Source organism: Streptomyces rubrogriseus, from assembly GCF_027947575.1.
Classification (GTDB): Bacteria; Actinomycetota; Actinomycetes; order Streptomycetales; family Streptomycetaceae; genus Streptomyces; species Streptomyces rubrogriseus.
The window spans coordinates 5714029-5737771 of the sequence record NZ_CP116256.1 but is presented as its reverse complement, the minus strand read 5'-3'; the positions used below and the strand labels follow the sequence as shown (position 1 = coordinate 5737771).

General features: G+C 73.7%; 20 protein-coding genes. 15 read left to right on the top strand and 5 right to left on the bottom strand.

What is annotated here, in order from left to right:
* Positions 1-92: 92 nt before the first annotated feature.
* Positions 93-983, top strand: coding sequence for a GNAT family N-acetyltransferase (locus Sru02f_RS26150; protein ID WP_174854946.1), 891 nt, complete (start codon positions 93-95; stop codon positions 981-983).
* 54 nt (positions 984-1037) lie between these two features.
* On the opposite strand, the gene Sru02f_RS26145 is transcribed toward Sru02f_RS26150, so the two are convergent.
* Positions 1038-1721, bottom strand: a complete 684-nt coding sequence (locus tag Sru02f_RS26145; protein ID WP_167469198.1) for an NAD(P)H oxidoreductase — start codon at positions 1719-1721, stop codon at positions 1038-1040.
* A gap of 113 nt (positions 1722-1834) precedes the next feature.
* Between Sru02f_RS26145 and Sru02f_RS26140 the strand changes: the two genes are divergently transcribed.
* The 8 genes from Sru02f_RS26140 (at position 1835) to Sru02f_RS26105 (ending at position 10198) form a co-directional block, all read left to right on the top strand.
* Entirely contained in the window at positions 1835-2764 is a 930-nt protein-coding gene (locus tag Sru02f_RS26140; protein WP_455431889.1) for an AraC family transcriptional regulator, read from the top strand.
* Positions 2765-2871: 107 nt separating this feature from the next.
* Positions 2872-4281, top strand: coding sequence for a phytoene desaturase family protein (locus Sru02f_RS26135; RefSeq protein WP_109028449.1), 1410 nt, complete (start codon positions 2872-2874; stop codon positions 4279-4281).
* On the top strand, positions 4278-4787 hold the full coding sequence (locus Sru02f_RS26130) for an O-acetyl-ADP-ribose deacetylase (protein WP_109028450.1): 510 nt from the start codon (positions 4278-4280) through the stop codon (positions 4785-4787). Before Sru02f_RS26135 ends, Sru02f_RS26130 begins: the two co-directional genes overlap by 4 nt.
* A gap of 181 nt (positions 4788-4968) precedes the next feature.
* Positions 4969-6597: an ABC transporter substrate-binding protein gene (locus Sru02f_RS26125; RefSeq protein WP_109028451.1), complete on the top strand. Its 1629-nt coding sequence runs from the start codon at positions 4969-4971 to the stop codon at positions 6595-6597.
* Between the two features lie 32 nt (positions 6598-6629).
* A complete protein-coding gene (locus Sru02f_RS26120; protein ID WP_161270309.1) occupies positions 6630-7598 on the top strand; it encodes an ABC transporter permease in 969 nt (322 codons plus the stop codon).
* A 38-nt stretch (positions 7599-7636) separates the two neighbouring features.
* On the top strand, positions 7637-8533 hold the full coding sequence (locus tag Sru02f_RS26115) for an ABC transporter permease (RefSeq protein ID WP_167469199.1): 897 nt from the start codon (positions 7637-7639) through the stop codon (positions 8531-8533).
* On the top strand, positions 8530-9537 hold the full coding sequence (locus Sru02f_RS26110) for an ABC transporter ATP-binding protein (protein WP_109028453.1): 1008 nt from the start codon (positions 8530-8532) through the stop codon (positions 9535-9537). The genes Sru02f_RS26115 and Sru02f_RS26110 overlap by 4 nt, the downstream gene beginning before the upstream one ends.
* Complete coding sequence (locus Sru02f_RS26105) at positions 9530-10198, top strand: ABC transporter ATP-binding protein (protein WP_109028454.1); 669 nt, start codon at positions 9530-9532, stop codon at positions 10196-10198. The genes Sru02f_RS26110 and Sru02f_RS26105 overlap by 8 nt, the downstream gene beginning before the upstream one ends.
* A gap of 22 nt (positions 10199-10220) precedes the next feature.
* On the opposite strand, the gene Sru02f_RS26100 is transcribed toward Sru02f_RS26105, so the two are convergent.
* Positions 10221-11618, bottom strand: coding sequence for an RICIN domain-containing protein (locus Sru02f_RS26100; protein ID WP_109028455.1), 1398 nt, complete (start codon positions 11616-11618; stop codon positions 10221-10223).
* Positions 11619-11900: 282 nt separating this feature from the next.
* Here Sru02f_RS26100 and Sru02f_RS26095 point away from each other — a divergent pair, with 282 nt between their 5' ends.
* Together Sru02f_RS26095 and Sru02f_RS26090 are read left to right on the top strand one after the other, a co-directional pair.
* Complete coding sequence (locus tag Sru02f_RS26095; RefSeq protein WP_109028456.1) at positions 11901-15824, top strand: glycoside hydrolase family 2 TIM barrel-domain containing protein; 3924 nt, start codon at positions 11901-11903, stop codon at positions 15822-15824.
* A 39-nt stretch (positions 15825-15863) separates the two neighbouring features.
* Positions 15864-16742: a DUF72 domain-containing protein gene (locus Sru02f_RS26090; protein WP_109028457.1), complete on the top strand. Its 879-nt coding sequence runs from the start codon at positions 15864-15866 to the stop codon at positions 16740-16742.
* On the opposite strand, the gene Sru02f_RS26085 is transcribed toward Sru02f_RS26090, so the two are convergent.
* On the bottom strand, positions 16723-17085 hold the full coding sequence (locus Sru02f_RS26085; protein WP_109028458.1) for an ArsR/SmtB family transcription factor: 363 nt from the start codon (positions 17083-17085) through the stop codon (positions 16723-16725). The genes Sru02f_RS26090 and Sru02f_RS26085 overlap by 20 nt on opposite strands.
* 117 nt (positions 17086-17202) lie before the next feature.
* Between Sru02f_RS26085 and Sru02f_RS26080 the strand changes: the two genes are divergently transcribed.
* The 4 genes from Sru02f_RS26080 (at position 17203) to Sru02f_RS26065 (ending at position 22273) form a co-directional block, all read left to right on the top strand.
* On the top strand, positions 17203-19125 hold the full coding sequence (locus Sru02f_RS26080; RefSeq protein WP_174854965.1) for a heavy metal translocating P-type ATPase: 1923 nt from the start codon (positions 17203-17205) through the stop codon (positions 19123-19125).
* A 79-nt stretch (positions 19126-19204) separates the two neighbouring features.
* Positions 19205-20689, top strand: coding sequence for an AlkA N-terminal domain-containing protein (locus Sru02f_RS26075; RefSeq protein WP_280524843.1), 1485 nt, complete (start codon positions 19205-19207; stop codon positions 20687-20689).
* 37 nt (positions 20690-20726) lie between these two features.
* Positions 20727-21221 carry a methylated-DNA--[protein]-cysteine S-methyltransferase gene (locus Sru02f_RS26070; RefSeq protein ID WP_109028460.1) on the top strand — a complete coding sequence of 165 codons (495 nt, stop codon included), beginning with the start codon at positions 20727-20729 and terminating at the stop codon, positions 21219-21221.
* 182 nt (positions 21222-21403) lie between these two features.
* On the top strand, positions 21404-22273 hold the full coding sequence (locus tag Sru02f_RS26065; RefSeq protein WP_109028461.1) for an LLM class flavin-dependent oxidoreductase: 870 nt from the start codon (positions 21404-21406) through the stop codon (positions 22271-22273).
* Between the two features lie 34 nt (positions 22274-22307).
* On the opposite strand, the gene Sru02f_RS26060 is transcribed toward Sru02f_RS26065, so the two are convergent.
* On the bottom strand, positions 22308-23033 hold the full coding sequence (locus Sru02f_RS26060) for a Sir2 family NAD-dependent protein deacetylase (RefSeq protein ID WP_109028462.1): 726 nt from the start codon (positions 23031-23033) through the stop codon (positions 22308-22310).
* Between the two features lie 40 nt (positions 23034-23073).
* On the bottom strand, positions 23074-23568 hold the full coding sequence (locus Sru02f_RS26055; RefSeq protein WP_109028463.1) for an NUDIX domain-containing protein: 495 nt from the start codon (positions 23566-23568) through the stop codon (positions 23074-23076).
* Between the last annotated feature and the right edge of the window lie 175 nt (positions 23569-23743).

Genomic DNA, 23743 nt, shown 5'->3' with positions numbered 1-23743 from the left:
TCGGCCGCCGCCCGGGAAATCCGGTGCCCCGGCGGCCCGTCGCGTGGTCGACTGTCGGTCGGAGCAGCCGTCGCCGACCGACCGGAGTCACCTTGTCCCTGCACGTCACCGCTCTCACCGATCCCGCCCGCACCCCGTCCGCCCATCGCCTGGCCTGGCTGGCCTGCGGGGACGACGGCGGCCCGCTCGGGCACGCGTTCCTGCGGGTGTTCACCCGGGAAGGGCAGGACCACCTGGCGGAGCTGACGCTGAACGTGCACGCGGCGGAGCGGCGCAGAGGCGTCGGGTCGCGGCTCCTCGACGAGGCGGTGGCCGCCGCGCGGGCGGCCGGCCGGCGGTCGGTCGTCGCGCAGGCCGACGCGGACACGCCCGGCGACCACTTCCTCGCCGCGCGCGGCTTCCGCAAGGTGCTGGCCCTGACGTACGCCCGGCTCGACCTGAGCGGCACGGGCGGCGGCCGGGCGGAGGAGACCGACGCGATCGCCGAGCGGCCGCACCCCGGCTACCGGTTGGTGTCCTGGCGCGGCACCGTCCCGGACGACCTGGCCTGGACCTTCGCCGACTCGCGCCGCGCGATGGACGACATGCCGATGGACGACACCGACTACGGCGTCGTGGTCTGGGACGTCGAGCGGGTCCTGGCAGCCGCCCGGGCCGTCGCCGACCGCGGGGAGCAGCTCACCACGGTGGCCGTCGTCGACGAGTCGGACGGCTCGGTCGCCGGCTTCTCGGAGTTCGTCGTGCCCGGCGACGGCAGGGGCGACGGGCTGCACTACGGCACCGGTGTGCTGCCCGAGCACCGCGGCCACGGCCTCGGCCGCTGGATGAAGGCCGAGTCGATCCGCCTCGCCCGCGCCCAGCACCCCGGTCTCGCCGGTCTGGTCACCGACACGGCCGACAGCAACACGCACATGCGCCGCATCAACGACGCGCTCGGCTACGTCCCGACACACCGCGCCCTGGAGTACCAGCTCGACCTGTGACGACCGGGCCGCCCGCGCCGGTCGCGCCGGTCGCACCGCGCGGGTCTCCCGCCGTCAGACCGCCACCCCCTCCGCGGCGAGGAACTTCTCCACCGCCTCCCGCGCACGACGGTCGAAGTCGGCGTACTGCGCCTCCCGCTCGGCGCCCGCGACCGCGTCGCCGACCAGCAGACTGCCCTCGGCGTCGACCCGCTGCGGGCGCTCCTCGGCGTCGGTGAGCAGACCGACGGCCGAATGGGAGAAGCCGCAGTAGTAGGCGATGCCCTCGCTGAGGTTGGTCTCCAGGAGGGCGTGCATCGCCTCGCTGATCGGATCGTCGGCGGTGGCGCCGGCCAGGCCCAGCCAGAGCATGCGCTTGCCCGCCAGACGCGGCTTGCTGCGGCCGTAGGCGAAGCCGTAGTTCCACACCCGGTCGATCCATCCCTTGAGGAGGGCGGGCACGCTCTGCCAGTACACCGGGAAGACGGCGACGACCACGTCGGCGTCGAGCACCCGCCGCATGTGTGCCCGTGCCTCGTCCGAGTACTGCTTCTCCCGGTCCCCCCAGTCCGGCTGGTCCGCCGTGGTCATCCGCGGGTCGAAACCCTCGGCGTGCAGGTCGAGCAGGTCGACGCGGTATCCGGCGGCCTCGAGCCGGTCGGCGGTACGACGGGCGGTGTGCGCGGTGAGGGAGTCGGCGCGGTGGTGCGCGACGACCACGAGGGCGGTCCTGCCGTTGCTGCTGCTGTGCTCCGTCACGGGGTCTCCCGGCTGGTCTCGGTCAGTGCGACGAGTCCAGTACAGTCCCGGCCGCATGGATGATCCATGGGAGAAACCCTCGGAGACATAGGAGATCGTCTACGATGACCGGCGTGGATCCCCTGAGTTCACTGCTGAGCGGCATCCGGGCCGAGGGCTCGGTCGTCAGCCACGCCGTCCTGACGGCGCCCTGGACCATCCGCTTCACCGACGGGGCGCCGCTCACCATGGTCAGCGTGCTGCGCGGCGGCGGCACCCTGCTGCTGCCCGACGGCACCCGACGGGCGGTCGGCGTGGGCGACACCGCCCTCGTGCGCGGCCCGGCGCCGTTCCTCCTCGCCGACCGGCCCGCCACGGTCGACCGCCCGCACACCGAGTACGAGATCGCGTGCTTCACCGCGGACCCCGAGTGCACCGCCCAGGACCTCGGCGGCATCCGCTGGGGAACCGATCCGGACGGGGCGACGGCGCTGATCGTGGGCGCCTACCGCGCCTCGGGCCACCGCCACGAACGGCTCCTGCGCACCCTGCCGTCCGTCCTGGTCGTCAACGAGGACGTCGAGGTCTGTGCCTGGCTGGAGACGGCCGCGGCCGACGCCGCCCGGCTCTCGGCCGGTTCCCAGGCCCTGATGGACCGGCTCCTCGACTGGGCCCTGGTCTGCACGCTGCGCAACTGGTTCGACCAGGCCGGCGCCGACGCGCCCAGCTGGTACCGCGGCCTGGCCGATCCGGTTCTCGGCCCCGCCCTGCACGCCTTCCACGGCCGGCCCGCCGAGTCCTGGACGGTGGCGTCGCTCGCGGGCCGGGCGGGCGTCTCCCGGGCGCTGTTCGCCAAACGCTTCACCGAGCTGATGGGCCGCCCGCCCCTCGCCTACCTCACCGAATGCCGGATGGCCGACGCCGAGGCACTGCTGACCGACACCGACCTGAGCATCGCCCGGATCGCCAGGACCGTCGGCTATGCCGACGCCTTCGGCTTCAGCGCCGCCTTCAAACGCCACCGGGGCCAGAGTCCCAGCACGTTCCGCGCCGCGGCGGCCTGAACCCCGGCGCGCGGTCCCGCCCACCCGAGACCGTGCGCCGTCGGACCCCGGGCATATCCTGATCCCCAGTGGCCATCGGCTGACGAAGGGGTCCGAAGGTGCCGTCGATGCTCGATGCGGTCGTAGTGGGTGCGGGGCCGAACGGACTGACCGCCGCCGTGGAACTGGCCCGCCGCGGCTTCTCGGTCGCCGTGTTCGAGGCGCAGGGCACCGTGGGCGGCGGCGCGCGCACGGAGGAGCTGACCCTGCCCGGCTTCCGGCACGACCCGTGCTCGGCCGCGCACCCGCTCGGTATCAACTCGCCCGCCTTCCGCGACCTCCCCCTGGAGCGGTACGGCCTTCAGTGGCTGCACCCCGGGCTGCCCATGGCGCACCCGTTCCCCGACGGCTCGGCCGCCGTGCTGTCCCGCTCGGTCGGCGAGACCGCCGCCTCCTTCGGAGCGCGCGACGCCGGCCCGTACCGCAGGCTGGTCGAGCGCTTCCTGCCCAGGTGGGACACGCTGGCCCGGGACTTCATGTCCCTGCCGCTGACGGCGCTGCCCCGCGACCCGGTCACCCTGGCCCGGTTCGGCCTGGTCGGTCTGCCCCCGTCGACCTGGCTGATGCGCCGTTTCCGCGACGAGAAGGCCAAGACCCTCTTCGCCGGGCTCGTCGCGCACGTCATGGCCCCGCTCGGCGGCTTCGCCACCGGCGCCATAGGCCTGGTCTTCGCCCTGGCCGCGCACGCCCGCGGCTGGCCCGTCGCCCGCGGCGGCTCCCAGTCCATCTCCGACGCCCTCACCGCGTACCTCGAGGACCTAGGCGGCGCCGTCCACACCGACTACGAGGTCAAACGCCTCGACGACCTGCCGCCCGCGCGCGCGTACGTCTTCGACACCTCGCCCACGGCCCTGGCCCGCATCGCCGGCCTCGGCAGCCACTACGCGAACTACCGCTACGGACCCAGCGTCTTCAAGATCGACTACGCGCTGGACGGGCCCGTCCCGTGGACGGCCGAGGAGCCGCGCAGCGCGGGCACCGTGCAGATCGGCGCCGACAGCACGGAGATCGGCGCAGCCCTGCACGCCGCCTCCGGCACGGACCGCGCACCCGAGCGGCCGTTCCTGATCACCGTGCAGCCCAGCGTCGCCGACCCCACCCGCGCCCCGGCCGGCAAGCACGTTTTCTGGGCCTACGGCCACGTCCCCAACGGCTGGGACGGCGACCTCACCGACGCCATGGAACGCCAACTGGAGCGCTTCGCCCCCGGCTTCCGCGACCGCGTCCTCGCCCGCGCCACCGCCGGACCGGCCGAACTCGCCGCCCGCAACGCCAACTACGTCGGCGGCGACATCTCCTCCGGCGCGGTCTCCGGCCTCCAACTGCTGCTGCGCCCCAAGATCTCCCTGTTCCCGTACTCGACCCCGCACCCGGCCGTGTTCATCTGCTCGTCGGCCACCCCGCCCGGCCCCGGCGTCCACGGCATGTCGGGCCACAACGCGGCGAAGGCGGTCTGGCGCAGGCTGAGGCAGACATGACCGACATCATCCTCGTTCAGGGCGACATCACCCGCCAGAGCGCCGACGCGATCGTCAACGCCGCCAACTCCTCGCTCCTCGGTGGAGGCGGCGTCGACGGCGCCATCCACCGGCGCGGCGGCCCCGCGATCCTGGCGGACTGCCGCAGGCTTCGCGCGGGCCACCTCGGCAAGGGCCTGCCCACGGGCCGTGCGGTCGCCACCACCGCGGGGGACCTGGACGCGCGCTGGGTGATCCACACGGTCGGTCCGGTCTGGTCGGCCACCGAGGACCGCTCCGGCCTCCTCGCCTCCTGCTACCGCGAATCCCTGGGCACCGCCGACGAGTTGGGCGCCCGCACGGTGGCCTTCCCCGCCATCTCCACCGGCGTCTACCGCTGGCCGATGGACGACGCGGCCCGCATCGCCGTGGAGACCGTGCGGGCCACCCGGACATCGGTCGCCGAGGTGCGCTTCGTCCTCTTCGACGCCCCGGCGTACCAGGCGTTCGCGGCGCTGGCGGGCTGACCGCCGCACTGTTCGGCGGGCCGCCTCCGCACGCGGGCCGCCTCCGCGTGCGGGCCGCCTCCGCACGCGGGCCGACCGGCCGCACGCCGTCGAGGCATGCCCTCCCACCCCCCACCTGGCTTGACGCTTTATTGCGAGTGATGTGCAATAGCTGCGCATCGACAACAAGCGTGGGGGAGACATGACAGCCCGTCGGACCCGTTGGACCCGTCGGACCGATCGGAGACTTCCGATACGCAGTGCCGCCGCCGCGGTGGCGTTCGCCGCCGGTGCGACCGCCTGCTCCGCGCCCTCGCGCGGGGGAGGGGACGGCGGCGCCGAGGCGGCCGAATCCGTCGTCATAGGCGTGGCCTCGGAACCGGACACGCTCAGCCCGCTGCTCGGCTACGGCAAGGACGGAAACTCCAAGATCTTCGACGGGCTGCTCGCCCGCGACAGCGACCTGGAGCTGAAGCCCGCCCTCGCCGCCGCGCTGCCGAAGGTCACCGACGACGGCCGCACGTACACCTACACCCTGCGCGAGGGCGTGAAGTTCAGCGACGGCGAACCGCTGACGGCAGGGGACGTCGTCTACACGTACCGCACCGTCCTCGACGAGAAGACCAACAACACCGCCCGCAGCGAACTAGACGCCGTCGAGGACGTCCGCGCGAGCGGGGACGACACCGTCGTCTTCACCCTCAAGTACCCCTACGCGCCCTTCGCCGCCCGCACCGTCCTGCCCATCGTCCCCGAGCACGTCGCCGGGAAGCAGGACCCCAACACCGGCGACTTCAACACCGAACCGGTCGGCACCGGACCGTACGTGCTCACCAACTGGAGCAAGGGCGAGAAGCTCGGCTTCCGGGCCAACCCGCACTACTGGGGCGACAAGCCCGCGGTGAAGTCGTTCACCATGGCCGTCATAGCCGACGACAACGTACGCGCCACCCGGCTGCGCTCCGGCGACCTCGACGGCGCCGTCCTGCCGCCCAACCTCGCCGCCACCTTCGAGAAGGACGACGGCAGACGCACCTACCGGGCCAGGTCCTACGACTTCCGTGCGGTCACCCTGCCCAGCGCCGGCCAGGTCACCGGCGACCGCGCGATCCGCCGGGCCCTGGACGCCGCCGTGGACCGGCAGGCCATGGTCGACAAGATCCTCGACGGCGCGGGCCGGCCGGCGTACGGACCGCTGCCCGTCGACGACCCCTGGTACGAGCGCGGCATCGAGCGCCCGCGCGACCTCGCCGGGGCGGGGCGCATCCTCGACGAGGCCGGGTGGAAGCCCGGCTCCGGCGGCATCCGCGCCAAGGACGGACAGCGCGCCTCCTTCACGCTCTACTACCCCTCCGGCGACAAGGTCCGCCAGGACCACGCGCTCGCCTACGCCTCCGACGCCAAGAAGGCCGGCATCGAGGTGAAGGTCGAGGGCGCCACCTGGGAGGTCATCGAGCCGCGGATGAAGACCGACGCGGTCCTCGCGGGCCTGGGCAGCGTCGGCGACCCCGACTTCGGCCTCTACACCCTGCTGCACTCCACCCTCGCCGGTGACGGCTTCAACAACATGGCCCACTACGCCAACCCGGCCGTGGACGAGGCGCTCGACGCCGGGCGCCGCAGCCAGGACCCGAAGGTGCGCGCCGCCGCCTACGGGGAGATCCAGAAGGCGCTCGTGGCGGACCCGGGATACACCTTCCTCACCCACATCGACCACCTCTACGTCCTCGCCGACCGCTGGGACGGGCTGACCACCCAACTGGAGCCGCACGAGCACGGCTTCGCCAGCGGGCCCTGGTGGAACATCGAGAACTGGCGGCCGAAGAAGTGAGCCGATCGGCCCGACGGCCGCCCTGGGGCGCGATGGCACGGCTGGTGGGGCGGCGGGCGCTGTTCGCCGTGCCCGTGGTCCTCGTCGTCACCTTCGGCGCGTTCGCGATCGCCGCCGCCTCACCCTTCGACCCCGTCAGGGCGTACGCCGGCACCGCCGCGCTCGGCGCCGACCAGGAGACCCTGGACCGGCTGCGCGAGAACCTCGGGGTGGACGAGTCCTTCGTCGCCCGCTGGTGGCACTGGCTGACCTCCGCGCTCACCGGCGATCTCGGCCACTCCAGCGTGCTGCGGCAGCCGGTGACGCAGGTCATCGGTGAACGGCTCGTCTGGTCCGCGCTGTTGTGCGCCGTCGCCTTCGCCGTCGCCGTCGGCCTCGGCCTGCTCCTCGGCGTGCTGGCGGCCCGCCGGCCGGGCTCGGTGCTCGACCGGGCGGTCACCTCGCTCTCGTACACCCTGGAGGCGGCGCCGGTCTTCTGGATCGCGCTGCTCGCCGTGTGGCTGTTCGCCCTCCAGTGGGACGTGCTGCCCGCCGGCGGTCTGACCGACACCGCCAGCCAACAGGTCACCCCGGGACAGGTCGCGGGCCACATCGTGCTGCCCGCCGGTGTGCTCGCCGTCTCCCAACTGCCCTGGTTCACCCTCTACGTGCGCCAGGGCGTCGGCGACGCACTCGCGGAGGACCCGGTGCGCGGCGCCCGGGCCCGCGGACTCGCGGAGGGCACCGTCCTGGTCGGACACGCGCTGCGCTCGGGGCTGCTGCCCGTGCTCACCCTGATCGGCTCCCGCGTTCCCGAACTCATCACCGGCGCCCTGCTGGTGGAGACCGTCTTCAGCTGGCCGGGCATCGCCGCGGCCACCGTCGAGGCCGCCACCGCCGTCGACTTCCCGCTGCTCGCCGCCCTGACCGTTCTCGCCACCGTCGCAGTACTCGCCGGCAACCTGCTGGCCGACCTGCTCTACGGACTCTTCGACCCGAGGGTGAAGCTCAGTGAGATGTGACGTCCCGTCGGCTGCGGAGCGCGTGCGGGGTGGTGTCCGTGGCTGAGACCACGGCCGGGAAGCCGGAGGGCGCCGCCCCCGCCTGGCGCTCCCGCGGTGACGACCGCCGCTCCCACCGCACCCTGCGCCTGCGCACCTCCGCCGTGCTGCTGACCGTGACCGTGCTCGCGGTGCTGCTCGTGCCGCCGCTGGTGCGGCTGGACCAGCAGGCCGTGGACCTGGCCGCCAAGCTCCAGGCCCCCGGCTGGGCGCACCCCTTCGGCACCGACGACGTCGGCCGCGACCTGCTGCTGCGCTGCGTGTACGGCCTGCGCGTCTCCCTGCTCGTCGGGATGGCCGCCGCACTGACCGCGACGGTCGTCGGCACCGCCGTGGGGGCCACCGCCGGTGCGCTCGGCGGCTGGGTCGACCGGGGCGTCATGCGGGTCGTGGACGCCCTCTCCTCCGTGCCCCACCTGCTGCTGGGCATCTTCATCGTCGCGATGTTCCGGCCGGGCGTCTGGCCGGTGGTGGCCTCCGTCGCGCTCACCCACTGGCTGTCCACCGCGCGCATCGTCCGCGCCGAGGTGCTGTCCCTGCGCGCCCGTCCCCACATCGACGCGGCCGTCTCCGGCGGCGCGTCCCGGTGGCGGGTGACGGTCCGGCACCTGCTGCCGGGCGTGCTGCCGCAGGCCGCGCTGGCCGCCGTACTGATGGTGCCGCACGCCATGTGGCACGAGTCGGCGCTGTCCTTCCTCGGCCTCGGACTGCCCACCCACACCGCGAGCCTCGGCAACCTGATCCAGGAGGCGCGGGGTTCACTGCTGGCCGGGCAGTGGTGGCCCACCCTCTTCCCCGGCCTGTTCATCATCGTGCCCACCCTCGCCGTCGCCGGTCTCGCGGGCGCCTGGCGGGAGCGGATCAACCCGCGCCGCCGATCGGAGCTGATGCTGTGACCGGGCGAGCCCCCGTGCTGTCGGTGCGCGGACTGTCGGTGCGGTTCCTGATGCCCGGCGGGCGCCGGGTCGCCGCCGTCACCGACGCCCACTTCGACGTGGCGCCCGGCGAGTGCCTGGCCCTGATCGGCGAGAGCGGCTGCGGCAAGTCCGTCCTCGCCTCCGCCCTGCTCGGCCTGCTGCCCGGCAACGCGCAGACCGCGGGCCGCGCGCTCCTCGGCGACCTGGACCTGCTCGCCGCCGACGAGCGGACCCTCGCCCGCACGGTGCGGGGACGGCTGATCGGCCTGGTCCCGCAGAGCCCCGCCGCCCACCTCACCCCGGTCCGCACCGTCCGCTCGCAACTGGCGGAGACGGTCGCGGAACTCACCGGCGTCCGCGGCGGACGCAAGGCCCTGCGCGAGGCCGCGGGGGCCGCCGCCGAGCGCGCCGCGTTCCCCGCGGACCACCTCGACCACCACCCGCACGAACTCTCCGGCGGCCTCGCCCAGCGCGCCGCCACCGCCCTCGCCCTGGTCGGCGACGCCCCGCTGCTGCTCGCCGACGAGCCGACCACCGGCCTCGACCGGGACCTGGTGGACCGCACCGTGGACGAACTGCGGCGACATGTCGACGACGCCGAGGGCAAGGTCGCCTGGGGCGACGCCGGGAGCCGCGCCCTGCTGATGATCACCCACGACCTGGCCGCCGCCGCGCGCATCGCCGACCGCGTCGCCGTGATGTACGCCGGGCGCATCGTCGAACTCGCCGACGCCGGCGCCTTCTTCGGCGCTCCCGGCCCACGCCACCCCTACAGCCGCGGACTGCTCGACGCGCTGCCCGACCGTGGCTTCACCCCCATCCCCGGCCTGCCGCCCGAACTCGGCGCCCTTCCGGGCGGCTGCGCCTTCGCCGCCCGCTGCGACCGGGCCACCGACGCCTGTGCCGCCCTGCCCCCGCTGCGCCACGCAGTGGCCTGCCACCACCCGCACGCCGCGCTCACGGAGGCCGCCGACCGTGCTTGAACTGCGCACCGTCACCGCCGGATACACCAGGAACGCCCCGGTGTTCCGGGACGTCTCCCTGTCCGTCGCGCCGGGGGAGGCGGTCGGCCTGCTCGGCCCCAGCGGCTGCGGCAAGTCCACCCTGGCCCGCGTCGCGGCCCTGCTGCACCGGCCCGACGCCGGAGAACTGCACCTCGACGGCACCCCCGTACGGCACTGGCGGCACCGCGCCCCACGGGAACAGCGCACAGCCTTCGGCGTCGTCTTCCAGCAGGCCCGGCTCTCCGCGGACCCCCGGCTGCGGCTGGCCGACCTGATCGCCGAGCCGCTGCGCGCCACCGGCCGCCGGGAGGACGCCGCCGACCGTGTCGGGGAACTGTCCGCGACCGTGGGCCTGACCGACGACCTGCTGACCCGGCGCCCGCACGAGGTCAGCGACGGCCAGTTGCAGCGCGCCTGCCTGGCCCGCGCCCTGGTGCTGCGCCCCCGCTGGCTGGTGTGCGACGAGATGACGGCCATGCTCGACGCCTCGACCACGGCCGCCCTGGTGCGGGTCGTGGAGGACTACCGGGCCGCCACCGGCGCGGGCCTGCTGGCCGTCGGCCACGACCGGGTCCTCCTCGACCGCTGGTGCGACCGCACCGTCGAGTGGGCGTCCCTGGTCTCCGCGGCGGAGCGCTGAACCGCTGCCCGCCCCGGGTCCGTCAGCGCGTGCTCCACTTCTGGTTGTCGCGGCCGCTGCACTCCCAGAGCTGGAGTTTGGCGCCGTTGCCCGTCTTCTCGTCGACGACGTCCACGCACTTGTTGGCCTGCACATTGACCAGGTCCCGGGGGCCGGCCAGGATGAACTGCTGTGCCGGGTTGCCGCTGCACACCGCCACCTGGACCACCGTGCCGTTGGCCGTGCCGCCCCAGGTCGCGTCCATGCACAGGCCCAGCGAGCGGATCGTGCCGTCGGGCCGGAAGTCCCACTTCTGCCAGTTCTTTCCGGTGCAGTCCGCGATCTGCAGCGGCGCACCGTCCCGCCACTTGTGGCCCGCCACCTCGATGCAGCGGTTCGAGGCGTGGCCGTAGATGGTCGTGCCGGGGGCGACGGGCTCCGGCGCCTCGACGTCCGGCTTCTCGCCGCCGCCCCCGCCCCCGCCCGACGTCTCCTTCTCGGGCTGCTCGCGCTTCTCGGGAGCCGGCGCCGCTTCGCCACCGGCTCCGCCGTCGTCCTCCGGCTCCCGGGCGGGCGGCTGCTGCGCCTGCGGCTGCTCGGCGGGCGCGGACCCGGCGGTGCTGGGCAGCAGCTCCGGGGTCGCGCTGGGACTGGGCGCCAGCGCGGCGCCCGCCTGCTCGGTCTGCTCGGTGGCGCTGGTGCGAACCTGTGGCTTGTAGGCGATCCAGATCATCACGAAGGCGATCGCCAACGCCAGGAAGATCCCGAAGAACGTCGCCAGCCAGCGGGGCAGGAACCCGCGCTGCACATAGGTCCCCTCGACATCGGTCGGTTCCACCCCCGACCGGCGCACCGCCAGCTTGTACGGCCGCTCCTGCTTCGCCCCGAACCAGATGACCTGCCGCGGCTTGAGGGTGGTCTCGACGAACGCCGCACGCCCCGGCTCGATCTGCACGTTCGAGGGCCGGATCTCGTACGAGAGGTGGTCGCCGGTGTCGCTGCCCGTGAGCGACGCCGTCACCTTCGTGTTGCCGAGGTTGTCGACCGCCAGCCGCGGCCGGCCCCGGAACCGCCCCTTCACCGTGTGCGGCACCAACTCGGCGCGCACCTCGGAGAACGCCGTGATCGTCAGGTTCCCCTCCGGAACCGTGACCGCGTCGGGGTGCTCCGTCGGCGTGATCCGCACCGCGTAGGGATGGGGGCCCGCCACCGCGTCCGGTGTCCGCGGCGGGGCGAAGGTCAGCTCCACGGTGCCGGTCGTGCCCGGATACAGGCGCACCGTCTGCGGCTCGACCGTCGTCCAGGGCGCCATGTCCCCGACCGGTTCGAACCGGTACTCGTCCACCACGTCTCCGGTGTTGCGCACCCGCAGTCGTACGCGGGTACTGCTGCCGGGGTCCACGGTCGCGGACGCGGGCTCCAGGGAAGTCCACAGGCTCACGGGATGACGTTACGCGGTGATCCGGTCACCGTCAGGAGCCCCAGGGGCAGACCCCGGTGCCCCAACGGCCCGGGTCACGTGACCGAACGTGCCGAAGGCCCCCGTGTTCACCAGGAACAAACAAACTCCGACGGGGTAATTGATTCGGTTGTGTTCGGGTTCTAGGGTGACCCGTGACTCAGTAGTCGCCGCGTCACCGGCAGTTGCGTTCCACCCCCACGGCAACTGCTCTCACAGCACCGTGCGTTGAGCCGCCCCCGAAGCCCACGGAAGGCCACGGTCATGCCGCACTCGCCCGTGTCACCCGCCGCATCCCCGGCCCCTCAGCCCGGCCGGCCCCGCCCGGTCGTCAGCCGACGCCGTCTCCTGGAGGGCGGTGCCGCCGTCCTCGGCGCCCTCGCGCTGTCCGCGTCGCCCCTCACGGCACAGGCGGCCGTACGGCGGGCGGCGGCCGACGAGCCGCCGGAGTGGAACGACTTCGGCGTCTTCCGGCTCGGCACCCAGCCGCCGCACGCCACGCTCACGCCGTACGCGGACGTCGAGCAGGCGCTCGCCGGCGACCGCGCGCGCTCGCCCTACCGGCTCAGCCTGGACGGCACCTGGAAGTTCGCCTACGCCGACCGTCCCGAGGACCGGGACGCCGACTTCCACCGCACCGACGTGGACGACGGGGACTGGGGGACCATCCCCGTCCCGTCCGTGTGGCAGCTGCACGGCCACGACTTCCCCATCTACCTGAACATCACCTACCCCTACTGGGGCCCCAACGGCCTGGGCGAGGAGCCGCAGCCGCCCGCAGCGCCGACCCGCTACAACCCGGTCGGCCAGTACCGGCGCACCTTCACCGTCCCCCGGGACTGGACGGGCCGCCGCACCTTCCTCCACTTCGAGGGCGTCAAGTCCGCGCACTACGTCTGGATCAACGGCGAACTGGCCGGCTACGACGAGGACTCCTACACGCCCTCCGAGTACGACGTCACCGACCTCCTCAAGCCGGGCACCAACCAGATCGCCGTCGAGGTCTACCGCTACTCCGACGGCGACTGGATGGAGGACCAGGACATGATCCGGCTGAGCGGCATCTTCCGCTCGGTCCACCTCTACTCCACCCCGGCCGTGCACCTGCGCGACTTCAAGCTGGACACCCCGCTCGACGACACCTACACCGGCGCCGAACTGGCCGTCACCGCGAGCGTGCGGGCGTACGGCGGGGACGGCACCGGGCGCTACACCGTCGAGACCCAGCTCTACGACGCGCGCGGCCACGCCGTCTGGTCCCGGCCGCTGCAACAGCCCGTCGACGTCGGCGGGGCCCGCGCGGGCGAGGACGTCACGGTACGGGCCGCGAAGGCGGTGCCGAAGCCCAGGCTCTGGTCGGCCGAGCACCCGAACCTCTACACCGCCGTACTGCGCCTCAGGGACCCGGCGGGCAGGGTGACCGAGACCCTGTCGCACCGGGTCGGCTTCCGCGAGTTCGCGCTCAAGGACGGGCTGATGCGGATCAACGGCGAGCCGGTGTCCTTCCGCGGCACCAACCGCCACGAGATGCACCCCTCCCGCGGCACCGCGCTCACCCGCGAGGACATGGTCGAGGACATCAGGATCATCAAGCGGATGAACATCAACAGCGTCCGCACCTCGCACTACCCCAACAACCCGTACTGGCTCGAACTGGCCGACGAGTACGGCCTCTACCTCGTCGACGAGACCAACCTGGAGACCCACGGCATCCGCGGCGAGTACCCCGGCGACCATCCCGACTGGACCGCCGCCTGCGTGGCCCGCGCACAGAACATGGTGCACCGCGACAAGAACCACGCCTCGGTCGTCATCTGGTCGCTGGGCAACGAGGCGGGCGGCGGCTCCACCTTCACCGCCATGCACGACTGGATCCGCTCCTACGACGACACCCGCGTCATCCAGTACGAGGGCGACGACCGCCCCGGCGTCAGCGACGTCCGCTCGGAGATGTACGACAGCCCGCAGCGCGTCGAGCAGCGCGCGAAGGACACCTCCGACACCCGGCCGTACGTCATGATCGAGTACGCCCACTCGATGGGGAACTCGACCGGCAACTTCAAGAAGTACTGGGACATCGTCCGCCGGTACGACGTCCTCCAGGGCGGCTGGATCTGGGACTTCGTGGACCAGTCCCTCTACACGCCCGTCCCCGCCCGCACCCTGCTCACCGAGGCCGGACCCGCCGGGCTGCGCGGCGAGATCCTCGCCACCCGCGGCGCACTCGACCGCGACAAGGGCCTGTCCGGCATCACCGTCTTCGAACGCGACGACAGCCTCGACCTGACCGGCTCCCTGACCCTGGAGGCCTGGGTCACCCCGCACGTGACGGGCTACCACCAGCCGATCATCGCCAAGGGCGACACCCAGTACGCGCTGAAGCAGAACGGCCGGACCCTGGAGTTCTTCATCCACTCCGACGGCCAGTGGATCACCGCGAACTGGACCGTGCCGGAGGACTGGACCGGCCGCGAGCACCACCTCGCGGGCGTCTTCGACGCGGACGCCGGGACCCTGACCCTCTACGTCGACGGCGTCGAACGGGCCACCCGCACCACCGACCGGCGCCCCAGCAGCAACACCGCGCCCCTCGCGCTGGCCACCGACGCCGACAACCAGGTACGGGAGTTCAGCGGCACCGTCCGGCGCGCCCGCGTCTACGCCCGCGCCCTCGGCGCCGCCGAACTGGCCTCCGAGAGCCGCGGACCCGGCGACGACGGCGTGCGGTTCTGGTTCGACGCCGCCACCGTGAGGACCTCGACGCGGCGCCCCCGGGACAAGACGTTCCTCGCCTACGGCGGCGACTGGGGCGACAACCCCAACGACGGCGCCTTCGTCGCGGACGGCATCGTCACCGCCGACCGCGGCCACACCGGCAAGGCCGCCGAGGTCAAGCGCGTCTACCAGGCGATCGACGCCGCCCGCACCCCGGGCGGCGGCCCCGGCGCCGTCACCCTCACCAACGAGTACCTCTTCACCCGCCTCAGCGAGTTCGACGGCCACTGGGAACTCGTCGCCGACGGCGAGGTCGTACGGCGCGGGAGGCTGACCCGGGACCAGCTGGACGTGGCACCGCGCTCCAGCAAGGACATCACCGTCCCCGTCCGGCTCCCGGGGCGACCCGGTCCGGGCACCGAGTACTTCCTCCAGCTCTCCTTCACCACCAAGGAGTCCACCCCGTGGGCGAAGGCGGGCTTCGAGGTGGCCCGGCAGCAGCTCCCCGTCGAGACCGACGTCCCGGCGGTGACCCGGACCCGCCTGGAGAGCGTCCCGGCGCTGCGCCACGAGGACCGCGACCAGGAGGTCGAGGTCACCGGCAAGGGCTTCTCGGTCACCGTCGACAAGCGCACCGGCGCCATCACCTCCTACGAGGCCAAGGGCACCCGGCTGATCACCTCCGGACCGGTGCCCAACTTCTGGCGCGCGCCCACCGACAACGACAAGGGCAACGGTCAGCACACCCGCAACCAGACCTGGCGCGACGCGGGCGCCCGCCGGAAGGTCACCGGCGTCAGCGTGCGCGCGCTCGGCGACCGGGCCGTCGAGATCAAGGTCACCGGCACGCTCCCCACCTCGGTGGAGTCCACGTACGGCACCACCTACACCGTGTTCGGCAACGGCGAGATCAAGGTCGACAACACCCTGCACCCGGGCGCCGCGAACCTGCCCTACATTCCCGAGGTCGGCACGATGCTGTTCCTGCCGCGCGGCCTGGACCGCGTGCACTGGTACGGCCGCGGCCCCGAGGAGAACCACTGGGACCGCAACGACGGCACGGACGTCGGCCTCTACTCCGGGACCGTGGCCGAGCAGTGGACGCCGTACATCCGCCCGCAGGAGAACGGAAACAAGACCGACGTCCGCTGGATCGCCCTCACCGACCGCCACGGCGTGGGCCTGCTGGCCTCCGGCGAACCCCTCCTGGAGGCCAACGCGTCGTACTTCACGCCGGAGGATCTGTCGGCCGGGGTGCGGCACGACTACCAGCTCACCCCGAGGGACGAGGTCGTCCTGCGCCTGAACCACCGGCAGATGGGCGTCGGCGGCGACAACAGCTGGGGCGCGCACACCCACGACGAGTTCAAGCTCTTCGCCGACCGGGACTACGCGTACACCTACCGGCTGCGCCCGCTCACCGACGTCCGTGACGCGACGCGCTCATCGCGCCGGCCGACGGCGACCGAATAGGCCCGGATCACGACGGGGGCCCGGGGTAACCGGGCTCCCATGGGTGACATTCTGGTCGGCGCCTGTTCGTGGACGGACCGGCAGCTCCTGGCGAGCGGCTGGTACCCGCGAGGGCGCCGGGACGCGGAGGGGCGGCTGCGGCACTACGCCTCGCGGCTGCCCGTCGTCGAAGTGGACGCCGGGTACTACGCGTTGCCGAGCCGGCGCAACAGCGAGCTGTGGGTGGAGCGCACGCCGGACGGCTTCCGCTTCGACGTCAAGGCGTTCTCCCTGCTGACCGGCCACCCCACGCGCCCGGAGGCCCTCCCCGCCGACCTGCGCGGAACCGACCCCGGCCCGCTCAGGCGCGGGCGGGCGAGCGAGGGCCTGCTGGACGAGGTGTGGGGGCGCTTCGCCGAGGGGGTCCAGCCGCTGCGCAAGGCCGGGCGGCTCGGCACCGTGCTGTTCCAGTTCCCGCCATGGTTCGCGCCGGGCGACCCGGCCGAGGCGACGCTCGAAGCGTGCGCCCTGCGTACGGAGGGGTGGCCGCTCGCCGTGGAGTTCCGTCATCCGGGGTGGTGGGAGCCGGAGCGTGCGGAGGCCACCCGTGCGTCACTGTCCGCTCTCGGCGCGTCGGCCGTCGGTACCGACATGGCCCAGCGGCTGCCCGGGTCCCTGCCGCCCATCGCACCGGTCACCCGGCCTTCCCTCGCCGTCGTACGGTTCCACGGCCGCAGCGCGGCATGGGGGAGGGGCAGCAAGGAGGACCGCTTCCGGTACGACTACGACGTGACCGAACTCGCCGCCCGGGCGCCCCGCCTGCGGAGCGCCGCCCGACAGGCGGACGAGCTGCACGTGCTGTTCAACAACTGCTGCGCGGACGCCGCCGTACGCGCTGCCGAGACCATGCAAGGGCTGCTCACTCAGCCGTGTCGCTGATCCCCAGCCGCAGGTGCTCCACGTGGTAGACGGCCTGGTCGAGCAGCCCGGCGACATGGTCGTCGTGCAGGGCGTACACCACCGAACGGCCCTTGCGCTCGCCGACCACCAGACCGAGGTTGCGCAGCAGCCGCAGCTGGTGCGAGCAGGCCGACTGCTCCATGCCGACCTCCGCCGCCAACTCGGTGGCGGGCAGCGGGCCTTCGCGCAGCCGGGCCAGGATCAGCAGCCGGGACGGGGTGGACAGGGCCTGGAGGGTCGTGGCGACCTTCGCGACGTTGTCCGCGTCCAGGCGCACCCGCTCGGCGGCGTCCTGCGCGGTGGTGGCGGCTCCGTGACCCATGCGGTCATCTTACGCATCGCCCGGAGGACCTACGGGGGACCTACGGAGGACCTACGGAGGACTCGGCGGAGGCACATGAACGGATGAAAGAATGAATGAGTCTTCATGTGTTCCTGTATGGTGGGCCGCGTGTCCACCACCCTCGCCCCCGCTCCGCAGACCGCGCCCGCCGCGGCTGCGCCGCCCCGCCGCCGCACCCGCGTCCTCACCCTGCCCGAGGCCCGCTGGGCGCTGGTCTCCCTCGTAGCCTTCCTCGCGGCCCTGCCCCTCGACCTGGGCTCCGCCCCCGCCTGGACGTACGGCCCGCTGTACGCGCTCGCCTATGCCGCCGGCGGCTGGGAGCCCGCGCTGGAAGGGCTGCGGGCGCTGCGCGAGAAGACCCTGGACGTCGATCTGCTGATGATCGTCGCGGCGCTCGGCGCGGCCGCCATCGGGCAGGTCCTCGACGGCGGCCTGCTGATCGTCATCTTCGCCACCTCCGGCGCCCTGGAGGCCCTGGCCACCGCCCGCACCGCCGACTCCGTGCGCGGCCTGCTCGACCTCGCGCCCACCACCGCGACCCGCCTGCGGGAAGGCGGCGAGGAGACCGTCCCCGCCGCCGACCTCGCCGTCGGCGACCTGGTCCTGGTCCGGCCGGGCGAGCGGATCGGCGCCGACGGCACCGTCGTCGAGGGCACCGGCGAGGTCGACCAGGCCACCATCACCGGCGAGTCCCTGCCCGTCCTCAAGCGCCCCGGCGACGACGTCTTCGCCGGCACCCTCAACGGCACCGGCGCCCTGCGCGTCCGCGTCGGGCGCGATCCGGCCGACTCGGTCATCGCCCGGATCGTCACCCTGGTCGAGGAGGCGTCCCGCACCAAGGCGCCGACCCAGCTGTTCATCGAGAAGATCGAGCAGCGCTACTCGGTCGGGGTGGTCGTCGCCACCCTCGCGGTCTTCGGCATCCCGCTCGCCTTCGGTGCCGACCTCACGGACGCCCTGCTGCGCGCCATGACCTTCATGATCGTCGCCTCGCCGTGCGCGGTCGTCCTGGCGACCATGCCGCCGCTGCTCTCGGCCATCGCCAACGCCGGCCGGCACGGCGTCCTGGTCAAGTCGGCGGTCGCCATGGAACGCCTCGGCGAGATCGACACCGCCGCCCTCGACAAGACCGGCACCCTCACCGAGGGGACCCCCGAGGTGACCGCCGTAAGTCCGGTGGCCGGTGGGGATGTCGACGAGGACGCCCTCCTCGCCCTCGCCGCCGCGGCCGAGCACCCCAGCGAGCACCCGCTGGCCCGCGCGATCGTGGCCGCCGCCCGCGCCCGGGGACTGCACATCGCGCCCGCCGACGACTTCACGGCGGCTCCCGGCCGCGGCGTGACGGCCGTGGTCGACGGCCGCACGGTGCACGTCGGCCGCGCCGATCCCACCGAGGGCGCTGCGGGCGCCGAGACCACCGTCCGCGTCACCCGCGACGGCACCCCGCTGGGCACCCTCGCCCTCACCGACCGCCTCCGCGCCGACGCCGCCCGGGCCACCACCCGGCTCACCGCCCTCACCGGCACCGCCCCCACCCTGCTCACCGGCGACCACGCGGCCGCCGCCGCCCGCGTGGCCGACGCGACCGGTATCACCGACGTCCGCGCCGGACTGCTGCCCGAGGGCAAGGTCGAGGCCGTACGGGAGCGCGAGCGGGCCGGCCGCAAGGTGCTCTTCGTCGGCGACGGCGTCAACGACGCCCCCGCACTGGCCGCCGCGCACGCCGGTGTCGCCATGGGCGGGGCAGGCTCCGACCTCGCCCTGGAGACCGCCGACGCGGTCGTCGTACGCGACGAGCTGACGGCCGTACCCGCGGTCGTGGACCTCTCCCGGCGTGCCCGCAGGCTGGTCGTCCAGAACCTGGCCGTCGCCGGGGTCTTCATCACCGTCCTCGTCCTGTGGGACCTCATCGGCCACCTCCCGCTGCCGCTCGGCGTCGCGGGCCACGAGGGCTCGACCGTGCTGGTCGGTCTGAACGGCCTGCGGCTGCTGCGCGAGTCGGCCTGGCGCCCGGAGTGATCCGCCAGGCCCCAGCACGCGGCACCTCCATGTCGGATTCCCGCCAGCCCCGGCCCGGCCGGTGCACCATCCTGGACCCATGCAGACGGGAATGCACACCGACACCGAGCGCTGCGTGCGCGCCGTGCAGTCGAAGGACGCGCGGTTCGACGGCTGGTTCTTCACGGCCGTCCTGACCACCGGCATCTACTGCCGGCCGAGCTGTCCGGTGGTGCCGCCCAAGCCCGGGAACATGACCTTCTACCCGAGCGCGGCGGCCTGCCAGCAGGCCGGGTTCCGGGCGTGCAAGCGCTGCCGTCCGGACACCAGCCCCGGCTCGCCCGAGTGGAACCGGCGCGCCGACCTCACGGCCCGCGCCATGCGCCTGATCGCCGACGGCGTCGTGGACCGCGAGGGCGTGCCCGGTCTCGCCGCCCGCCTCGGCTACAGCACCCGCCAGGTCGAACGCCAGCTCCTGGCCGAACTGGGCGCGGGCCCCCTCGCCCTCGCCCGCGCACAGCGCGCCCAGACCGCGCGGCTGCTGATCGAGACCACCCCGCTGCCCATGGCGGACATCGCCTTCGCGGCCGGCTTCTCCTCCATCCGCACCTTCAACGACACGGTCCGCGAGGTCTACGCCCTCTCCCCGAGCGAACTGCGCACCCGCGCCCCCAGGAACCGCCCCGCCACCACCGCCCCCGGCGCCCTGTCCCTCCGCCTCCCCTTCCGCGCCCCCCTCAACCCCGACAACCTCTTCGGCCACCTCGCCGCCACCGCCGTACCCGGCGTGGAGGAGTGGAAGGACGGCGCGTACCGCCGCACCCTGCGCCTCCCGTACGGTCACGGCATCGTGGCCCTCACCCCCAACCCCGACCACATCGCCTGCCGCCTCACCCTCAGCGACCTGCGCGACCTGACCGTCGCCATCAGCCGCTGCCGGCGCCTGCTCGACCTGGACGCCGATCCGGTGGCGATCGACGACCAGCTGCGCGCCGACCCGCTGCTCGCGCCGCTCGTCGACAAGGCCCCCGGGCGGCGGGTGCCGCGCACCGTGGACGAGGCGGAGTTCGCCGTACGGGCCGTGCTCGGCCAGCAGGTCTCCACCGCAGCCGCCCGCACCCACGCCGCCCGCCTGGTCACCGCGCACGGCGATCCGGTGGACGACCCCGAGGGCGGCCTCACCCACCTCTTCCCGTCGACCGAGGCGCTGGCGGCGGTGGACCCGGAGACCCTGGCGATGCCCAGGACCCGCCGCACCACCTTCACCACCCTGGTCGCCCACCTGGCCGACGGCTCGGTCAACCCGGGCGTCGAGTCCGACTGGGCCGAGACCCGCGCCCGACTCCTCGACCTCCCCGGCTTCGGCCCCTGGACCGCCGACGTCATCGCCATGCGCGCCCTCGGCGACCCCGACGCCTTCCTCCCCACCGACCTCGGCATCCGCCGCGCCGCCGCCGAACTGGGCCTGCCCTCCACCCCGGCCGCGCTCACCGCCCGCGCGGCGGCCTGGCGGCCCTGGCGGGCGTACGCCGTCCAGTACCTGTGGGCGACCGACGACCACCCGATCAACTTCCTGCCCGTATGAGACCGTCGAGCCCGTTCGAGGAGCCGGAGCGAAACCCGTGAAACAGCACACCGTGATCGACAGCCCCTACGGCGCACTCACCCTCGTCGCCGAGGACGGCGCCCTGTGCGGCCTCTACATGACCGACCAGCGCCACCGCCCGGCCGAGGAGACCTTCGGCGCACGCGACGAACGCCCCTTCGCCGAGACCGAGGAGCAGCTGGAGGCCTACTTCACCGGCGAACTGAAGGACTTCACCCTCGGCCTGCGGCTGAACGGCACCCCGTTCCAGCGCACCGTCTGGACACAGCTCCAGAAGATCCCGTACGGCGAGACCCGCACCTACGGCGAACTCGCCGCCGCCCTCGGCAACCCGGCCGCCTCCCGCGCCGTGGGCCTCGCCAACGGCCGCAACCCGATCGGCATCATCGTCCCCTGCCACCGCGTCATCGGCGCGAGCGGCGGCCTCACCGGCTACGGCGGCGGCCTGGAGCGCAAGCAGCGGCTGCTGGACTTCGAACGCGGGGCGGCGGCGCCGCAGGCCCTGTTCTAGCCGCGCGGGCCCCGGGCGAAAACGCGTTGCCCGTGCGCCGCGGGGCCCGTTACGCTCACCGGACTTCGAAGACCACGCTCTCCCGAACGATGCCGCAGATGGGGAGCAGGCCCGCGCACAGCAGCCCGGGACCACGGAGGGGCGGCGCCACTTTTCGGCATGCCCTCCGGAGGACCGCACCCATGCATTCCACGCACCGCCCGCACATCGGCCTCGGCCTGCCCGTCGACGACCCCGCCCTGCTGCCGACCTGGGCCCGGCGCGCCGACGCGCTCCCCTTCAGCACGCTGGGACTGCTCGACCGGCTCGTCTACGACAACCCCGAACCCCTGATCACCCTCGCGACCCTGGCGGGCGCCACCTCCCGCATCCGCCTGCAGACCGAGGTGCTGATCGCCCCCGTCCACAACACCGCGCTGCTCGCCAAGCAGACCGCCACCCTCGACCGCCTGTCGGACGGCCGCTTCACGCTCGGCATCGGAGTCGGCGGGCGCGCCGACGACTGCCTCGCCGCCGGCATCGACCTCCACCGCCGGGGCCGCCGCCTCGACGAGCAGATGGCCCTCCTGCGCCGCACCTGGGACGGCGAGCCCTACGGCCGCGACGTCGGCCCCATCGGGCCCCGCCCCGCCACGCCCGGCGGACCGCGGGTGCTGTTCGGCGGCTTCGCCCCGGCCGCCCTGGAACGGGTCGGCCGGTTCGGCGACGGGTTCCTCGGCGCCGCGCTGCCCGCCGCGCACATGAGCGGCCTGTTCCGCCGGGTCGAGGCGGTCTGGCGGAAGTACGACCGCCCGGGCCGGCCGCGCCTGGTCGCCCAGGCGAGCGTCGCCCTCGGCCCCGACGCCACGGTGGAGCGGGCCCGGCGCAACCTCCGCGACTACTACGCCTTCACCGGACGCGCCGAGTACATGGCCGAGGGCCTGCTCACCACCGCACGGGAGATCCGGGCCGCCGTCGACGCCTTCCGGGACATCGGCGCCGACGAGGTCGTGCTCTACTGCTGGACCTCGGACCCCGACCAGGTCGACCGCCTCGCCGACACCCTGTTCTGACCGGCCTCCGGTCCCCGGTTCCCGCCGTCGAGGCTCAGCCCAGCCCGCGCAGCAGCGCGGGCAGGGCGGTGCCGATCGGCTCCCGGACCACCTCGTCGGCCAGGTCGTCGTAGGGCGTCGGCTCCGCGTTGACGACGACCAGCCGGGCCCCGTGCTCGACGGCGACCCGGGCCAGTCCGGCGGCGGGCTCCACCTGGAGACTGGTGCCGACCGCGACGAACACCCGGCACGCCTTGCTGATGGCGGCCGCCTCGCCCAGCACCACCGGGTCGAGGCGCTCGCCGAACATCACGGTCGCCGACTTCAGAATGCCGCCGCACTCCAGGCACGGCGGGTCGGCCTCACCGGCCTCGAGCCGGGCCAGCGCGTCCGCCATCGGCCCCCGGACCCCGCAGCCGGTGCACACGTAGGCGCGCGCGGTGCCGTGCAGTTCGAGGACCTTGCGGGCGGAGACCCCGGCGAGCTGGTGCAGACCGTCCACGTTCTGCGTGAGCACGCGCACCGGTACCCCGCGGCGCTCCAGGTCGGCCACCGCGCGGTGCGCCGCGTTCGGCTCGGCGTGCAGCGCGGCGCTGTCCCGCCGCATCAGCCAGGAGCGCCGCCTGATCTCCGGATCGCCCATGTAGTACTCGTACGTGACGAGCTTCTCGGCCTCCGGGTCGCGCCGCCACAGACCGTTCGGACCGCGGTAGTCGGGGATGCCGGAGTCGGTGGAGACGCCGGCACCGCTGAGGATGGCGACGAGAGGCTTGCCGGTCATGCGGTCGAGGGTAGGGCGCGGGGGTGCGGTCGGCGAACGGTTATCGGTCGACCCGCACGCCGTCCTCCAGCTCGGCCGTGCCGGAGCCGTCCGCCAGTACGTCCAGCGCGGCCAGCACCCGGCCGTGCAGGGAACCGAGCAGGTGGTCGCCGAGTTCCTCGCGCGGCACCAGCCGCCAGGACAGCAGCTCCTCCTCCTGCAACCGGATCGCCTTGAGGTCGTCCTCCGACAGGACCCCGCCGTCGTACAGGTACGCCACGATCGGCGGCCTGCCCGCCCCGTTCGACCAGTCCACCGCGAGCAGCCGACCGATCCGCACGTCGAGTCCGATCTCCTCCAGGGTCTCCCGCCACGCGCCCTGCCGCGGGCTCTCCCCGTCCTCGGACTCGATCGTCCCGCCGGGCAGCGCCCACCCCTCGCGGTAGTTGGGCTCGACGAGCAGCACGCGCCCCGCGGCGTCCCGGAAGACCGCGGCGGCTCCGGCGAGGACGCGGGGCAGTCCGGCGATGTAGGTGGCGTAGTCAGCAGTGGTCATCCCGGCAGCGTAACGAGCGGCCCGGCTCCGGGCCCGGCGCCCTCCCGGAGCGGGTGCACGGCGGGTTCCACGGTGTGGGCAGGGCATGACGGCGCGGGCGTCCTCCGGTTAGGGTCGCAGCGGCGCGACTGCCTTGACGTGCGCAAGGCTCGGAGAGCAAGGGGAGAGCAAGGTG

Excerpts from the sequence above, each read along its gene's own strand:
- Sru02f_RS26120 (WP_161270309.1), top strand. The coding sequence starts at position 6,630 with ATGGCACGGCTGGTGGGGCGGCGGGCGCTGTTCGCCGTGCCCGTGGTC.
- Sru02f_RS26125 (WP_109028451.1), top strand. The coding sequence starts at position 4,969 with ATGACAGCCCGTCGGACCCGTTGGACCCGTCGGACCGATCGGAGACTT.
- Sru02f_RS26060 (WP_109028462.1), bottom strand. The coding sequence starts at position 23,033 with ATGACCGGCAAGCCTCTCGTCGCCATCCTCAGCGGTGCCGGCGTCTCC.
- Sru02f_RS26065 (WP_109028461.1), top strand. The coding sequence starts at position 21,404 with ATGCATTCCACGCACCGCCCGCACATCGGCCTCGGCCTGCCCGTCGAC.
- Sru02f_RS26085 (WP_109028458.1), bottom strand. The coding sequence starts at position 17,085 with ATGGGTCACGGAGCCGCCACCACCGCGCAGGACGCCGCCGAGCGGGTG.
- Sru02f_RS26075 (WP_280524843.1), top strand. The coding sequence starts at position 19,205 with ATGCAGACGGGAATGCACACCGACACCGAGCGCTGCGTGCGCGCCGTG.
- Sru02f_RS26095 (WP_109028456.1), top strand. The coding sequence starts at position 11,901 with ATGCCGCACTCGCCCGTGTCACCCGCCGCATCCCCGGCCCCTCAGCCC.
- Sru02f_RS26080 (WP_174854965.1), top strand. The coding sequence starts at position 17,203 with ATGGTGGGCCGCGTGTCCACCACCCTCGCCCCCGCTCCGCAGACCGCG.
- Sru02f_RS26135 (WP_109028449.1), top strand. The coding sequence starts at position 2,872 with ATGCTCGATGCGGTCGTAGTGGGTGCGGGGCCGAACGGACTGACCGCC.
- Sru02f_RS26055 (WP_109028463.1), bottom strand. The coding sequence starts at position 23,568 with ATGACCACTGCTGACTACGCCACCTACATCGCCGGACTGCCCCGCGTC.
- Sru02f_RS26130 (WP_109028450.1), top strand. The coding sequence starts at position 4,278 with ATGACCGACATCATCCTCGTTCAGGGCGACATCACCCGCCAGAGCGCC.
- Sru02f_RS26090 (WP_109028457.1), top strand. The coding sequence starts at position 15,864 with ATGGGTGACATTCTGGTCGGCGCCTGTTCGTGGACGGACCGGCAGCTC.